This window comes from Agromyces lapidis (assembly GCF_009749405.1).
Lineage (GTDB): Bacteria > Actinomycetota > Actinomycetes > Actinomycetales > Microbacteriaceae > Agromyces > Agromyces lapidis.
Genome location: NZ_WBIQ01000001.1, coordinates 328,951 through 344,204 on the forward strand (window position 1 = coordinate 328,951; position 15,254 = coordinate 344,204).

Sequence of the window (15,254 nt, forward strand, 5' to 3'; positions counted from 1 at the left end):
CGGCGAATGGAGTGCACGGGGTGCGGGTCGGAGTGATCGGTGGCGGACAGCTGGCCCGGATGATGATTCCTGCGGCGATCGAACTCGGGGTCGACCTCCGGGTGCTCGCCGAGCAGAGCGGCATGTCGGCCGAGATCGCCGCGGAGCGGGTCGGCGACTACACCGACACCGCGACGGTGCTCGAGTTCGCGAAGACCGTCGACGTCGTCACCTTCGACCACGAGCACGTCCCCCAGGACGTGCTCCGCGCCATGGTCGACGCCGGCATCGCGGTGCATCCCGGCCCCGACGCGCTGGCCGTCGCGCAGGACAAGCTTGTCATGCGGCAGCGCCTCTCGGAGCTCGGCCTCCCGGTGCCCGACTGGGCGCGCGTCGAGACCGCCGAAGAACTCGACGCGTTCATCTCCGAGCACGGCGGTGCCGCGGTCGTGAAGACGCCGCGCGGCGGGTACGACGGCAAGGGCGTCCGAGTCGTGCACAGCGCGGCCGAGGTCGCCGAGTGGTTCGCGACGATCGTCGAGGACGGTCGTCAGGGCGCGCTGCTCGTCGAGGAGCTCGTCGACTTCCGCCGTGAGCTGGCGCAGCTCGTCGCCCGCCGCCCGAGCGGTGAGATCGCGGCCTGGCCCGTCGTCGAGACCCTGCAGGTCGGCGGTGTCTGCAGCGAGGTGATCGCGCCCGCACCCCGCTCGGCCGGACGTCTCGCCGACGTCGCCGCCGAGGTCGCGATCACGATCGCAGAGGGGCTCGGCGTCACCGGTGTGCTCGCGGTCGAGCTCTTCGAGACCACCGACGACCGCATCCTCGTGAACGAACTCGCGATGCGCCCGCACAACAGCGGCCACTGGTCGATGGACGGGTCGACGACGGGCCAGTTCGAGCAGCACCTGCGCGCGGTGCTCGACCTGCCGCTCGGCGCCACCGGTAGCCACGGCGACTGGTCGGTCATGGTCAACGTGCTCGGCGGACCGGCCGAGGGCGCGCTGACCGACCGCTACGCCGAGGCGCTCGCCGGCCACCCCACGGTCAAGGTGCACAACTACGGCAAGGCGCCCCGACCGGGGCGCAAGATCGGTCACGTGACGGCGACGGGCGATGATCTCGACTCGGTCGTGTACGAGGCCCGCGCGGCTGCGGCGTTCTTCCAGGACTGAGCCTGCGGGCTCGGCACCGGGCACCGGACGACGCCGGCGTCGCGGTGTCGTTGCGGACATCTCCCAGCACCCGGCCGTACACTCGATCAAGTGACTGAGACGAACACCAGCCCCCTCGTCGGCGTCGTGATGGGTTCCGATTCCGACTGGACCGTCATGAGCGAGGCCTCCGCAGTGCTCGACGAGTTCGGCATCGCCCACGAGGTCGAGGTCGTCTCGGCGCACCGCACGCCCGAGAAGATGATCGCCTACGGCAAGCAGGCGGCCGCTCGCGGCCTCAAGGTCATCATCGCCGGCGCCGGCGGCGCCGCGCACCTGCCCGGCATGCTCGCCTCGGTCACGACCCTGCCCGTCATCGGCGTGCCGGTGCCGCTCGCGAAGCTCGACGGACTCGACTCGCTGCTCTCGATCGTGCAGATGCCCGGCGGCATCCCCGTTGCGACCATGGCGATCGGCGGTGCGAAGAACGCCGGCCTCTACGCCGCGCGCGTGCTCGGGGCATCCGACCCCGCGATCGCCGAAGCCCTCGACCGGTACGCACGCGACCTCGCCGCCCTCGTCGAGGAGAAGAACGAGCGGTTGAAGCAGTCGCGATGAGCCTCGCAGCAAGCCCCATCCGCTACCCGGATGTCGCCTCGCGCACCGTGATGACCCGTCGCGGCTGGTGGCTCGTCGTGCTCAACTTCCTCATCCCCGGTGCGCCGCAGGTGCTCGCGGGCAACCGGCGGCTCGGGCGCTTCGGGCTCGGGGCGACCCTCGTGCTCTGGGTGCTCGCCGTGCTCGCCCTGCTCGCGTGGCTGTTCTGGCGCACCGCGCTGTTCACGATCGCCTCGACGCCCTGGACGCTGTGGCTCGTCGCCCTCGTGCTCGCGTTCTACGCCGTGCTGTGGGTGGTGCTGACGCTCGACACGCTGCGGCTCGTGCGGATCGTGAAGACCGCACCGTCGGCGCGCGGTTGGATCGCGGGGCTCACGACGGTCGTCATGGTGCTGGTCTCGGGCACGGCGGCCTACGGGGCCTACCTCGCCACGACGACCGGCGGCGTGATCTCGTCGATGTTCATCGCCGGCCCGACCGAGCCGCCCGACGAGAACGGGCGCTACAACATCCTGCTGCTCGGCGGCGACTCCGGCCCCGACCGCGAGGGCATGCGCCCCGACAGCATGTCGATCGTCTCGATCGACGCCGACACCGGCGCGGCCGTCACGATCGGCCTGCCGCGCGACCTCGAGTACTTCCCGTTCTCAGAGGGATCGCCGCTCGCCGAGGTCTACCCCGAGGGCTACGGCGCGATCGACGGCTGCGAGGTCGACGTCTGCCAGCTGAACTCGGTGTACACCGAGGTCGAGCTGAAGAGCCCCGAGATGTACCCGAACGCCGTCGCCGAAGGGTCCGAGCCCGGCATCGAGGGCGTGCGCGACGCGGCCGAGGGCATCACGGGCCTCGACATCCAGTACTACGCGCTCATCGACATGCAGGGCTTCGAGGCCCTCATCAACGCGCTCGGCGGGGTCGACATCGACGTCGAGACCCGCATCCCGATCGGTGGCGATGAGGACAACAACGGCGTCGACGGCTGGATCGAGCCCGGCCAGCAGCACCTCAACGGCTACCACGCGCTCTGGTACGGCCGTGCACGCTACGGCGTCGCCGGCGGTGACTACGAGCGGATGGCCCGCCAGCGCGTCCTGCAGGAGGCGATCCTGCGGCAGTTCACGCCCACCAACGTGCTCGCGAAGTTCCAGGAGGTCGCCTCGGCCGGCGCCGAGACCGTGAAGACCGACGTGCCGCAGTCGATGCTCGGCTACTTCGTCGGCCTCGCGATGAAGACGAAGGAGCTGCCGATGGGGCACGTCGAGCTGACGCCCGACAACGGCATCGACCCGACCGACCCCGACTACGAGTACATCCGCCAGCTCGTCGCCGAGGCGATCGCTCCTCCGGCGACGGAGGAACCGGCCGAGTAGCCGCACGCGGCGGCTCATGCGGACGCGGTTGCCGTTGTCGTCGTGGCTGCGGCGTCCGTCGCCGCAGGCGGTCGGCTCAGAGGTCGGCGTGCAGCTGCCAGACGCGCTCGGCCGAGTCCCGCCAGGTGAAGGCCTGCGCGCGGTCGGTGCCGGCGATCGAGAGGCGATCGGCGAGCTCGGAGTCCTCGACGACCGCGGTGATCGCCGCCGCGAGGCGTTCAGCGTAGCCCGTTCCGCCGCCGACGGCGACGGAACGGCCCGCCTCGGCCGCGACCTCGACGTACGCGGGGGCATCGGAATGGATGACGGGGACGCCCAGGCTGAACGCCTCGATGAGCGAGGTGCCCGAGCCCTCGTCGTGGCTCGGCGCGACGAACGCGGTGGCGCCCGAGAGCACCGTCGCGAGGTCGGCGGGGTCGTCGAGCTCGAGCGCCCGCACCCGGCCGCGAGCGATCCCGGCCTCCTCGGCGACCGCGGCCAGATGCAGCTCGCCCCAGTTCTCGGGACCGAGCACGATGATCGGGAGGTCGGGGGAGTCGGCGCGCCCGAGCGCCTCGAGCAGGTCGACGACGCCGTTGCGCGGATCGAGCGTTCCCGCCGTGACGAGGTAGTCGCGGGGGAGCGCGAAGCGCGCCGCGCGGTCGGCGGCGTCGCGCGGGAGCTTCAGGCCGAGACGCGGTGCGGTGCCGATGACCCGCACGCGGTCGCCGAAGTCGGCGACCATCGCGAGCCGCTCGGCGAGGGCGTGGGTCGGCACCACGATGGCGTCGGCGTGCTTGCGCGCGCGCTTCATCATGGCCTTGTTCCACGCGACGGTCGTCGCCGTGAGCGACTCGGGGTGGGTCCACGCGAGGAGGTCGTGCACGGTGGCGACCGTCTGGTCGACCCCGGCCGAGGCGTCGTGACGGCGCAGCGGCGCGAACAGGCTCGGTGCGTGGATCATGCCGCCGCCGGGCGAGGTCGTGAGGCCGAACTGCCACGCGGCGACCAGCTCGCGTCGTGCGAGGCTCGACTTGTAGAGCCCCGACAGGCCCGGAAAGCGTTCGAGCAGCAGCTCGTAGTCGCTCGGCAGCGACGACGAGACCACGCCCTCGACCTCGCACCCCGGAGGGGCCGTGTCGATGAGCGCGGCAGTGATCGCGTTGGTGTAGCGGCCGAGCGCGCCCGGTACGGGTGCGACCACCTGGTCGACGATCATCCGAAGCGTCGTGGGCATGCCCCTCCTTCGAGTGTCGTACGGTCGAATCACCCAATCTATCGCCAGCTCCCCGAGAATCGGGCGTGAGCCCCGGTCTGTGGAAAGCTCGAAGCCGCGGACAGGGCAAGATAGTGGGGAGCCTTCCCGAGAGTCCGGGACGCATTCCCGAGATCAGCGAGAGTCGATGAGTCCGTCACCTGTGCCACCGCGCGTCGTCGCCGTCGTCGTCGCCTACAACCGGGCCGAGCTCCTCGCCGAGGTGCTCGACGCACTCGCCGCCCAGCGCGTCGCACTCGCGAAGGTCGTCGTCGTCGACAACGCCTCCACGGATGCCTCGGCCGAGGTGGCACGTGCCGCGGGCGACCTCGTCGACCTCGTCAGCCTGCCGCGCAACACGGGCGGCGCCGGCGGCTTCGCCGCGGGCATGGCGGTCGCCATCGCCGACCACGAGCCCGACTGGCTCTGGCTCATGGACGACGACACCGTGCCGACGGAGGGCGCACTGGCCGAACTCCTGGCCGCCGTCGAGGGCACCGACCACGTCGTCGCCGGCTCCCGCGTCGTCTGGCACGACGGCACCGAGCACCCGATGAACACCCCCCGCGAGAAGCCCTTCGTCGGCAAGGACGAGCGCGTCGCCGCGGCGCGCCGCGGTGGCATCCCGATTCGCAGCACCTCGTTCGTCTCGATGCTCGTGCGTGCCGACGTGGTGCGCGAGATCGGTCTGCCCATCGCCGACTACTTCATCTGGAACGACGACTTCGAGTACTCGACGCGGGCCCTGCGCGGGCGCCGCGGACTGCACGTGCCCGCCTCCGTCGTCGTGCACAAGACGAAGGTGCTCGGAGCGACCGACGCCGACCCGGGGCCGCGCTTCTACTACGAGGTGCGCAACAAGCTGTGGATGTTCCGGCGCTCGCAGAGCCTCGGCCCGTTCGAGAAGGCGGTGTACGGCGCGTCGAGCGTGCGCCGCTGGATCCGTACCTTCGTTCGCTCCGCCGATCGCACCGTGCTCCGCGACGGCTGGCGCCGCGGCTACCGCGACGGCACCCGCACCCGGCCGCGGCCGAACGCGATGGCCCTCGAGGGTCTCGGCCGTGCGAGCGATGCCGTGGCACAGGTGGAGCCTGCATGAGCGCGGACTTCTCGCTGCTCATGCCCGTCTACCGCGGCGACGACGCCGCGCACTTCGCCAAGGCCTTCACCTCGAGCGTCGGCGAGCAGACCATCAAGCCGTCGCAGGTCGTCCTCGTGCAGGACGGCCCGGTCGACGAGGAGCTCGCCGCGGCGATCGACCGCGTCGTCGACGCGAGCCCCGTGCCCGTCACGCGGCACGTCATCGATGAGAACGTCGGGCTCGCCCGTGCGCTCGACCTCGGGCTCACCCTGTGCGAGCACGAGATCGTCGCGCGCATCGACGCCGACGACATCTCGCTGCCCGAGCGCTTCGCACGTCAGCTCCCGGTCGTCGAGGGCGGCGTCGACCTGCTCGGCACCGGCATGTTCGAGTTCCTCGACGACGGCGGCGCCATCGTCGGCCGACGCACCCCGCGCACCGGGCACGACGAGATCGCCCGCTACGCGCGCTTCCACGACCCGTTCAGCCACCCCACGGTCATGTACCGACGCAGCGCCGTCGAGCGGGCGGGCGGGTACCAGCCGCTCGGGCTGATGGAGGACTACTGGCTGTTCGCGAGGATGATCGACGCCGGGGCATCCGTCGAGAACCTCGTCGAACCGCTCGTGATGTACCGCGTCGGCGCGGGCGCCTACGCCCGCCGCGGTGGGAAGGCGCAGTGGCGCAGCGAGCTGCAGCTGCAGCGGGCGCTGCGCCGGATCCGCTTCACGAGCCGGTGGGAGTACCTGCGCAACGTGACCGTACGCGGGGTGTACCGCTTCGTGCCCGAAGGGGTGCGGAAGGTCGCGTACCGCAAGCTGATCGCAGGCGGCCACTCGAGCTGACCCGTCGTGATGGCCCCTCGGCCGACGCGCGCGAGATCTCCGGATCACCCGTTCCCGGGCTCGGGTCGATAGCATGGGCGCAGCCGGAGTTCGGGGGGGCAGGCGTTCGGATGGTGCGTACAGGGCGGAAGTCGCGGATTCTCGCGGTGATCACGGCGATGGTTCTCGCCGTCGGACTCGCGACAGCCGATGGCATCGCGAATGAGGAGCCGGCGACGGCGGCGGTGGGTTCCGCGTTCAATCCGGGGATGATCATCACCGACGCGGTCTTCTACGACAGTTCGACGATGACGGTGGCGCAGATCCAGTCGTTCCTGAATGCGCGGGTGCCGTCCTGCCGCTCGGGGTACGTGTGTCTGAAGAGCTTCCGGCAGACGACGACGTCGCAGCCGGCGCGGAGCGAAGGCTGCTCTGCGTACGCCGGTCAGGCGAACGAGTCTGCCGCCCTCATCATCTACAAGGTGTCCCGCGCGTGCGGGATCAATCCGCAGAGCCTGCTCGTCCTGCTCGAGAAGGAGCAGGGGCTGGTGACCGACACCTGGCCGACATCACGGCAGTATCGGTCTGCGACCGGCTACGGATGCCCCGACACGGCCGATTGCGACGCCAACTACTACGGCTTCTTCAATCAGGTGTACCACGCGGCATGGCAGTTCAAGAAGTATCGCGCCCGCCCGACGATCCGCGCGTACCAGGCCGGGCGCTACAACACGATCCAGTGGCATCCGAACGCCGCCTGCGGCACCTCGCAGGTGTACATCCAGAACCAGGCGACCGCAGGCCTCTACCTGTACACGCCCTACCGGCCGAACGCCGCGGCGCTGCAGAATCTCTACGGGTCGGGCGACGCCTGCTCGAGCTACGGCAATCGCAACTTCTGGCGGATGTTCACCGACTGGTTCGGGTCGACCGGAGCGTACGCCGTCGATCCCAATCTGGTTTCACTCTTCAACTCGACCGGTGGGGCGACCGGAATACTGGGCCTGGCGACGGACAAGCCCGTACGTTACAGCGACGGCGGCGTGGGGCAGGAGTTCCAGCGCGGGTGGGCCTACTGGCACTCGACGACCGGGGCATTCCGAACGGCGAGCACGATCGGGAAGTCGTACATCACTCTGAAGGGTCCGACCGGTGTCCTCGGGTACCCGCTCGCGAACCCGAAGAGCGAGCCGCTGTCGGGTACGAGCCAGAGGTTCCAGAAAGGTTCGCTCTACTACTCGCGCTCGACGGGGATCCATATCGTCTCCGGCAAGATCCTCACCTCGTACGTCACCCTCAAGGGTCCGGCGGGCGTGCTCGGCTTCCCCGTTTACAGTGCGATCGCCGGTCCGAACGGCGGATTCGGCCAGCAGTTCCAGAAGGGCTGGCTGTACACCTCGCCGACCACGAGCATCCACCGCGTGTCCGGTCCGATCGCGACCTCGTACCAGGCGCTCAAGGGTCCGGCGGGGATCCTCGGCTACCCGATCGCCGCGCAGAAGGGCGCCGGCAACGGGTGGGTCAGCCAGGCCTTCGAGAAGGGCGTGCTGTACTACTCGCCGACCGGCGGCATCCACTATGTCCTGACGAAGATGCAGGCGGGCTACGCGATCGCCGGTGGGATCACAGGAGCCCTCGGCGCGCCCGTGGATAGCACCAAGACCTTTGGCAACGGCCTCGGCCAGCAGTTCCAGAAGGGCTGGCTGTACTGGGGGCCCGAGACGGGCTTCGTGCGCAGCTCGGGCGTGATCGCGAAATCTTACGCCACCCTGAAAGGGCCGTCGGGACTGCTCGGGTTCCCGGTGTCGGCGCCGAAGACGGCGGCGACCGGTTGGACGAGTCAGACCTTCCAACGGGGGCTTCTCTACTACTCCTCCTCGCACGGCATCCACTACGTGCTCAACGCGATGAATACGGCGTACGTCAAGGCGGGCGGACTGACCGGGAAGTACGGCGTTCCGATCGACAGCACGAAGTCCTATGCCGATGGCGGATTCGGCCAACGGTTCAGCAAGGCGACGGTCTTCGTGTCCCCGAACGGGGTCGGGACGACGACCGGGGTGCTCGGAAGATCGCATTGGACGCTCGGCGGTGGCGGGGGTGTACTGGGGTACCCGACCGCGGTGCAGAAAGCGGAGCCCGGCAGCGGCCTCAGCCAGCAGTTCACCGGTGGCGGCCTGTACTACTCGCCGAAGCACAGCATCCACTACGTCCGCAGCGCGCTCAACACCGAGTATCTGCGCCGCGGCGGGGTGAGCGGTTCGCTCGGTCATCCCCTCGGCAGCACCGTCGTGTACAAGGGCGGATTCGGTCAGCGGTTCGTGAACGGTTGGCTCTACTCGTCGAACGCGACAGGGTTCCAGACGACCGCGGGTGCCATCGCGACCTCGTACACCGCCCTCGGCGGGCCCAATGGGGTGCTCGGCTACCCGGTCGGTCCGCAGCGGGGCGAGCCAGGTGGCGGGGTGAGCCAGGAGTTCCAGAACGGATGGCTGATCTGGTCGCCGGCCTCGGGGATCGATCGAATCGCCCGACCGATCGGCGAGTACTACTTCCAGAACGGCGGAACGGACGCCTTCGGGTATCCGAAGGACAGCACCGTCGCCAAGACCGGCGGGGTGCTCGAGCAGGAGTTCACGAAGGTCAGGCTCCGTTGGACGAGCGCCGGCGGTGTCGTGAAATTCTGATGCCGCGGGGCTCGGTCAGGTGCGCCCCGCGCGAGGACTGCGGTCGTGGATGCCCGCCCGCAACTAAGATGTCCTGAGTGTCCAGACCCCGCATCCTCTGCATCTCGTTCTCGCACTTCCTCGCCGATTCGCGAGTGCTGCGACAGCTTCGGGTGCTCGAGCGCTACGGCGATGTGACGACGATCGGGTACGGCGACGCGCCCCCTGGCGTCGTCGAGCACCTCGAGATCCCCGCGGCCCTGCCATCACTGCCGCAGACGGTCGGCGGCGTCGCGAAGCTCGGTCTTCGCGCCTACCGCTCGGTGGAATTCGACGCCCCCGCCGTGAGTCGTGCCATCGAGCTCATCGGCGATCGCCGGTTCGACCTCGTCGTGGCCAACGAGGCACGCGCCCTGCCGCTGGCTCACCGAGTCGCCGCGGGAGCCCCCGTCTGGGGCGACATGCACGAGTGGGCGCCCCAGGAGCGGACGCATGTACTGTCGTGGCGTCTGCTCGTCGCGCCGTTCATGACCTGGGTCTGTCGTGAGTACCTGCCGCGGACCGATGCCGTATCGACGATCAACGGCTCGATCGCCGAGCTCTACGACCGGGAGTTCGGCGTGAGTTCGCGCATCGTGCGGAACGCGATCGATCTGCAGCCGCTCACACCGACTCCGGTCGCCCCCGACCGCATTCGGCTCGTCCACTCGGGCGGCGCCGTCCCCGGCCGAAGCATCGAGACACTCATCGAGGCGACCAAGCGCCTCGATGAGCGGTTCACGCTCGACCTGTACCTCGTCAAGGCGCGCGGCTCGGATGCCTACTGGCAGTCGCTCGTCGACGCGGCGGCGACGAGCGATCGCATCAACGTGCACGACCCCGTCGCCCCGGCTGAGCTCCCTCGTGTGCTCAACGCCTACGACGTGGGGGTGTTCGTGCTGCCGCCCCGCACCACGAACCACCGTCTGATGCTGCCGAACAAGTTCTTCGACATGGTGCAGGCGAGGCTCGCGCTCGTCTTCTCGACGGCGGTCGAGACCGACGCACTCATCGAGCGCTACGAACTCGGCCGCATCTCACCGGGCTTCGGCGTCGAGGAACTCGTCGAAACCCTGCGCTCGCTCACTCCCGAAGCGGTCACGGGCTACAAGGCGAACGCGGATGTCGCGGCCGGGTCCCTCAATTCCGCGCAGGACGAGCGGGTCGAGGCGGAGATCATCGAGTCGCTGCTCGGACGCTGAGCGTCCCAGCGGTGCCTCCACGAACCGCGCTCAGGCGCCGACGTCGTGGTAGTGCGCGGCGAGCTCGTTCGCGCTGACGGCGAGACTGCGCGAGCCGACCACGAATGCACGCGCCGCCTCGCTCATTCGGCGCCGCGCAACGGGCTCGAGGTCGATCAGCGAACGGAGCGCGTCCCCGAGCCCGCGGATGTCTCCGTCGTCGACGAGGAGGCCGGTCGTCCCGTCGACGAGCATCTCGGGCGTTCCACCGTTCCGGTATGCGACGACGGGGGTGCCGCAGGCTTGCGCCTCGAGCAGCACGAGGCCCGCGGCCTCGCGCCAGCCGGGCATGCGCCGCGTCGGGAGGGCGAGCGCGGAGGCTCCGCGCAGGAGGTCTCGAATCTCCGATCGGTCGCGCGGACCGAGGAACTCGATGTGCGGTGCCGAGGTTGCCTGCAGGCCGGGGCGCATGGGCCCATCGCCCACGACGATCAGTCGGTGCTCGCGCGTGCGGCCGAGTTCGGTCGAGGCCTGCACGAGGTGATCGATCCCCTTGTGCTCGGCGACCGCGCCGACGAATACGATCACCGGCTTCGAGTCGGAACCGGGCTCCGATGCCGGCGTGAAGTAGTCGGAATCGATGCCCTGATAGTGCACCTCGGTGCGGGCCGCGGGGAATCCGCCGCGCACCGCCTCGCCGGCGAGGTACTCGCTCACCGCGAGGATGCGCGCGCTCGTCGCACCTGCGCGTGCGCAATTGCGTCGATTCCACCACCCGAGTGCCCCGCCGCCGTTGCGCGAGGCCGCGAAGACGTCGGCGCCGTGGAGCGTCGTGATCATCGGGATGCGGTCGCGGACGGCGGCGCCCACGGCGGGGGTGGACCAGGTCGCGAAGTGCTGGTGGATCACGTTCGGTCGGTACTGTCGGATCCGCCGCGTCATCACCGACTGGAACGCGGGGATCAGGTACTCGCGCGCGCGGAACGAAAGACCGCGGAGCGGGACGGCGTCGACCACCGGGAGGTCGACCGTCTCGTCCACGATCTCCGCGATCATGGTGAAGATCCGGAAATCGAACTCCTGCGCCAGACGCATGGCGTGGTCGACCGCGAAGTAGGTCGGCGGAACCCTCAGCGTGTTCTTCGTAATCGCGATGCGCATGACGGCGGGCGTGCCTTCTTCTCTCTCGATGGGGATGCCGGACGACCGGGTCGGCTCAGCAGCCCGTCACCTCGTACAGTTTCGCGTCGCCGCGTTCGGCGATCAACGTCAGGGTGTCCGAGCCGGACACGTTCGTGATGCCGGGGAACTCCTCGGCGCGCAGGTCTTCGGCGAAGATGTACCGCTCGCCGAAGTCCAGGACGTGCGTGACCCCGAGGTCGTGGGCCGCGGCGCACGCTTCGGGCGTACCGTCGGAGAGTCCCTCCGCCAGTGCCCAGTAGGCGTCGGGATAGGCCCCACCGACGTGCGGGAACAGGGTGCGACGGCCCGTGTAGGCGTACACGAGCGAACTCCCGTTCCAGGGGTTGCCGGCGATGACCGCATTCTCGGGTACCAGCTGGGGGAGTTGTTCGAGGAGGGCGACCTCATCGGCGGAGAGCATCGCGCTGCGGTCGTCGAGGTGGTAGCGCGCCGCGATGAAACGGCCGCTGTCGATGACGGTCGAGGTGAACGGCACGCTGATCGCGAGCAGGCCCACGATGATCATCGTCGCAATCGCGGGCAGGGCGGGGGCTCGCCGCGTCCGGCTGCGGCCGAGGCGGATCCCTCCGGCAAGCCACCGGGCGATGCGCACCGTGCCGAGCGCGGCGAGCGGGATCGCGAGGATGGGGGTGAGCGCGGCGAGCCGGTAGGAGTCGTTGTACCAGACGCCGGTGATCGCCGTGCGAAGCGGGCCCGCGGGCCAGCCGATCGCTACGGCGTACAGGAGGACGCTCAGCAGGTACGCCGCGACAGCCCAGCGCAGTCGCGGCCGCCGGAGGGCGACGACGATTCCGATGACCATGAGGGCGCTCACGACCCACGCATACGAGAGGTCGATCGGGCTGTTCGTGAGTGCCTCGCGGACCGCCGCCGGGAAGCTCCGGCTCGGCAGCCAGGCGTTGTCGGTGGTCGTCGTCCGAGAGAATGCGAACGCCTCGACGGCGAAGAGCGCGATCGCCGCGATCGCCGAGAGCGCCGCGACGCGGATCCTCCGCTGGGGCGAGGCGCGCCGGACGAGACGAACGGCCGCGGAGACGACGAGCGGGATGGTGAGGACGAAGAGGCTGAACAACGCGTTCGGGTGCGCGAGCGTCATGCCGCCGATGACCCAGGCAGCGGTGAGCGCCAGGGCGATCGATCGCATGCCGAGCATCGATCGCTGCTGGACGAGTGCCGCGAGCAGGGCCAGTGCGAGCGGGAGGATGCTCACCGCGAGCAGATTCGGATAGAGCACGCCGAACCACAACAGCATTGCGGGAAATGCCCCGAACACGGCGCTCAGGCCGCCGACGAGTACGGCATGGAACGGCGCACGGCCGAACAGCACCCGCGCGAGGAACACGCAGGCGACGGTCCAGACGACGGACGCCACCACGAGGGCGACGGCGTTCGTCGCCACCGGGACGGAGGCACCGGTCAGTTGGACGACGAGCGCGACGATCGCATGCCACAGCGTCGGATAGAAGGTCGTGGCCCGCCCCGGGGTGGTCATCGTCATCGCCGTCGGCGAGGCGTTGCCGGTGTCGAGGATCCACTCGACGGCGTTCAGATGGAAGACCGTGTCGTAGGTCTGCGCCGGGTGACCGGGATCTCCGATCTGCGGGGCGATGAACAGCAGTGCGAGTGCGGAGCCCAGCAGGACGGCTGACAGCTGGAAGAGGAATGGGCGGCCCCACTCGTTCCGCCCTCGGGGGTCGGGCGGGATCGTCAGTCGACGGCGCAGCGTGAGTACGGCGACGGCCACGATGAGGGAGAGTCCGAGCGGCGCGGCCAGGGTCCACGACAGCCCGACCTTCGGTGCGAGGAACGCCGAGAGGCCGATCGAAGCGATCGACGAACCGATGGCGACGCCGACGAATGCGATGCCACGGAGCCGGAGGGCCGCGGAGATCGGAGCGCCGATCCCGATGAGGAGTGCGACGACGGTCGCGAAGACCGGGACGAATTCGAGCCAGGTCATCCGGGTGATCAAGCTGCGAGGTCGGAATCGGCGAACATACCGCAGGGCGATCGGTCGAGACCTCGATCGCGCGAGGGGTCGAAGGTCACGTGCTCGGCTCCAATTCTGAGGGACGGTCCATCGTACTCGACACGTCGCGGGCGATCCCGGGTGTCAGCCGAGTGGTCGGAGCACCGCGTCGGCTGCGGAATCACCGACGGCTCGAAGCGACGCGTTGCCATCGATCCAGACGGCTCGATCACGCCGCTTCGTCGCCGCGCGGTCGGTCCCGTGCTCGGTCAGCAGTTCGATCATGGCCGCGGCGACGGACTCCGGGGTGAACGAGGAGTGGATGCCGAGCCCGTGCTCTCGTACGAGCGCGCCGCCGCTGCTGCCATCGGATCCCGCGAAGACGACCGGAGTGCCGCACGCCGCTGCGGCGTACGTCTTGGTCGGGCGAGCGAAGTCGTACCCGAGCCCGGGTGCGATGCTCACGAGTGCGCCGACCGCCCCGCGGATCCACTCGGCAGATCGTTCCGGGGCGACGACGCCACCGAATGTGATGGCCTCGGGTGCCGTCGTCGAGGCCAGTTCGCGCAGGTGCGCTTCGGCCGACCCCTGGCCGAAGAAACGGAGCCGAACATCAGGGAAGCGCTCGCGAACGAGGGGGAGGGCGCGGATGAACACCTCGGCTCCCTGCCACTCCGACATCGTTCCGGTGTAGACGAAGTAGGGCGCGTCGTCGTCCGCGACCGGCCCGTCGGGGGTGAAGACGTCGGTGTCGATGCCGTTGCCGACCGTGGCGATGCGCTCGGGAGCGACGCCGAACCGGATGATCCGCTCGGTGACCTCATCGGAGATCGACAGCACCGTCGCAGCGTGTCGCATCGTCAGTCCCTCGAGCCCGCGGATGATCGAGATCACGAACCGCGGTGCACCGATCGCCGCGACTCCGTCCGTCCAGATGTCGGCGGCGTAGTACGCGTAGGGGCGCCGTCGCAGCGCACTGATCGCCGCGACGATGATGCCGGTGGTCGGCGGCGCCTCGGCGATGGCCAGGTCGTACCGCGCCCCGATCAGCCGGAACACCAGCGGAATGTCGAAGCTCAGGTACTGGACGTACCCGCGCACGTTCCCGCCGGAATCGCGAAGGACCGGGAAGCGCGAGACCTCGAGGCCGGGTTCTTCCGCGACGAATTGCGGGGCGGTCTTCGGGGGCGTCGTGGTCAGGACTCGAACCGTCGCCGACCGTGCGAGCAACGACCGGGTCAGCGCGCGCAGCCGGAATGCGCCCGCGCTGACCTCGGGAGCGAAGAGTCTGGTCGCAAGGACGACCCGTGGGGCGGCGCGGTTCTTCGGAGCCCGTGCGGGGCTCACTCGACGGCCTCGCGGAGTTCGCCGTTCGACTCGGAGTAGCGAGCGCCGGTCTGGGGGCACACCCAGATGCCGTCACCGGCCTGCTCGAGCGGGACGCCTGCCCGGCCGACCCAACGGATCCTGCGCGCGGGAACACCCGCGACGAGCGCGAAAGCGGGAACGTCCTTCGTGACGACGGCTCCTGCGGCGACCGTGGCCCACGCCCCGATCGTCACCGGTGCGATGCAGACGGCGCGTGCGCCGATGGATGCGCCGCGCTCGATCGTCACGCCTACGGGCTCCCAGTCGGCCGCGGTCTTGATCGATCCGTCGGGCGCGATCGCCCGAGGATAGGTGTCGTTCGTGAGGACCGCAGCGGGGCCGACGAACACGCCGTCCGCGAGGATCGCAGGTTCGTAGATCAACGCGTAGTTCTGGATCTTGCAGTCGTCGCCGAGGTGAACACCGGAGCCGATGTAGGCGCCGCGCCCGACGATGCACCGCTTGCCGATGTCCGCGCCTTCGCGCACCTGCGCGAGGTGCCAGATCTTCGTGTCTTCGCCGATGCGTGCGTCGACGGAGACGTCTGCGCTCTCCGCGATAGTTGCCACGG

General features: G+C 69.6%; 12 protein-coding genes. 7 read left to right on the forward strand and 5 right to left on the reverse strand.

The features are described from left to right. The first annotated feature begins 20 nt into the window (after positions 1-20). The 3 genes from GQQ93_RS01415 (at position 21) to GQQ93_RS01425 (ending at position 3,118) form a co-directional block, all read left to right on the forward strand. Positions 21-1,151, forward strand: a complete 1,131-nt coding sequence (locus GQQ93_RS01415; RefSeq protein WP_157422430.1) for a 5-(carboxyamino)imidazole ribonucleotide synthase — start codon at positions 21-23, stop codon at positions 1,149-1,151. Positions 1,152-1,280: 129 nt separating this feature from the next. Further along, positions 1,281-1,748, forward strand: coding sequence for a 5-(carboxyamino)imidazole ribonucleotide mutase (purE, locus tag GQQ93_RS01420; protein ID WP_157422778.1), 468 nt, complete (start codon positions 1,281-1,283; stop codon positions 1,746-1,748). Next, positions 1,745-3,118, forward strand: a complete 1,374-nt coding sequence (locus tag GQQ93_RS01425; RefSeq protein ID WP_157422431.1) for an LCP family protein — start codon at positions 1,745-1,747, stop codon at positions 3,116-3,118. The genes purE and GQQ93_RS01425 overlap by 4 nt, the downstream gene beginning before the upstream one ends. 76 nt (positions 3,119-3,194) lie before the next feature. Here the strand turns inward: GQQ93_RS01425 and GQQ93_RS01430 are convergent, their stop codons facing one another. Further along, positions 3,195-4,334, reverse strand: coding sequence for a glycosyltransferase family 4 protein (locus tag GQQ93_RS01430; protein WP_157422432.1), 1,140 nt, complete (start codon positions 4,332-4,334; stop codon positions 3,195-3,197). Positions 4,335-4,500: 166 nt separating this feature from the next. Here GQQ93_RS01430 and GQQ93_RS01435 point away from each other — a divergent pair, with 166 nt between their 5' ends. The 4 genes from GQQ93_RS01435 (at position 4,501) to GQQ93_RS01450 (ending at position 10,164) form a co-directional block, all read left to right on the forward strand. After that, positions 4,501-5,451, forward strand: a complete 951-nt coding sequence (locus GQQ93_RS01435) for a glycosyltransferase (protein ID WP_157422433.1) — start codon at positions 4,501-4,503, stop codon at positions 5,449-5,451. Beyond that, positions 5,448-6,278, forward strand: a complete 831-nt coding sequence (locus GQQ93_RS01440; protein WP_157422434.1) for a glycosyltransferase — start codon at positions 5,448-5,450, stop codon at positions 6,276-6,278. The genes GQQ93_RS01435 and GQQ93_RS01440 overlap by 4 nt, the downstream gene beginning before the upstream one ends. A 248-nt stretch (positions 6,279-6,526) precedes the next feature. Next, entirely contained in the window at positions 6,527-8,944 is a 2,418-nt protein-coding gene (locus GQQ93_RS01445; RefSeq protein WP_157422435.1) for an LGFP repeat-containing protein, read from the forward strand. Between the two features lie 77 nt (positions 8,945-9,021). Next, entirely contained in the window at positions 9,022-10,164 is a 1,143-nt protein-coding gene (locus tag GQQ93_RS01450) for a glycosyltransferase (protein ID WP_157422436.1), read from the forward strand. Positions 10,165-10,194: 30 nt separating this feature from the next. On the opposite strand, the gene GQQ93_RS01455 is transcribed toward GQQ93_RS01450, so the two are convergent. The 4 genes from GQQ93_RS01455 to GQQ93_RS01470 all read right to left on the reverse strand — a co-directional run bounded on the left by GQQ93_RS01455 (position 10,195) and on the right by GQQ93_RS01470 (position 15,252). Continuing rightward, positions 10,195-11,304 (reverse strand): glycosyltransferase, encoded by a 1,110-nt coding sequence (locus GQQ93_RS01455; RefSeq protein ID WP_157422437.1) that lies wholly within the window; start codon positions 11,302-11,304, stop codon positions 10,195-10,197. Positions 11,305-11,359: 55 nt separating this feature from the next. Next, positions 11,360-13,306 (reverse strand): DUF6541 family protein, encoded by a 1,947-nt coding sequence (locus GQQ93_RS01460; protein ID WP_157422438.1) that lies wholly within the window; start codon positions 13,304-13,306, stop codon positions 11,360-11,362. Positions 13,307-13,459: 153 nt separating this feature from the next. After that, a complete protein-coding gene (locus tag GQQ93_RS01465; RefSeq protein ID WP_157422439.1) occupies positions 13,460-14,662 on the reverse strand; it encodes a glycosyltransferase family 4 protein in 1,203 nt (400 codons plus the stop codon). Beyond that, entirely contained in the window at positions 14,659-15,252 is a 594-nt protein-coding gene (locus GQQ93_RS01470) for an acyltransferase (protein ID WP_157422440.1), read from the reverse strand. Before GQQ93_RS01470 ends, GQQ93_RS01465 begins: the two co-directional genes overlap by 4 nt. Between the last annotated feature and the right edge of the window lie 2 nt (positions 15,253-15,254).

Excerpts from the sequence above, each read along its gene's own strand:
- purE (WP_157422778.1), top strand. The coding sequence starts at position 1,281 with ATGGGTTCCGATTCCGACTGGACCGTCATGAGCGAGGCCTCCGCAGTG.
- GQQ93_RS01425 (WP_157422431.1), top strand. The coding sequence starts at position 1,745 with ATGAGCCTCGCAGCAAGCCCCATCCGCTACCCGGATGTCGCCTCGCGC.
- GQQ93_RS01430 (WP_157422432.1), bottom strand. The coding sequence starts at position 4,334 with ATGCCCACGACGCTTCGGATGATCGTCGACCAGGTGGTCGCACCCGTA.
- GQQ93_RS01435 (WP_157422433.1), top strand. The coding sequence starts at position 4,501 with ATGAGTCCGTCACCTGTGCCACCGCGCGTCGTCGCCGTCGTCGTCGCC.
- GQQ93_RS01440 (WP_157422434.1), top strand. The coding sequence starts at position 5,448 with ATGAGCGCGGACTTCTCGCTGCTCATGCCCGTCTACCGCGGCGACGAC.
- GQQ93_RS01445 (WP_157422435.1), top strand. The coding sequence starts at position 6,527 with ATGATCATCACCGACGCGGTCTTCTACGACAGTTCGACGATGACGGTG.
- GQQ93_RS01455 (WP_157422437.1), bottom strand. The coding sequence starts at position 11,304 with ATGCGCATCGCGATTACGAAGAACACGCTGAGGGTTCCGCCGACCTAC.
- GQQ93_RS01460 (WP_157422438.1), bottom strand. The coding sequence starts at position 13,306 with ATGACCTGGCTCGAATTCGTCCCGGTCTTCGCGACCGTCGTCGCACTC.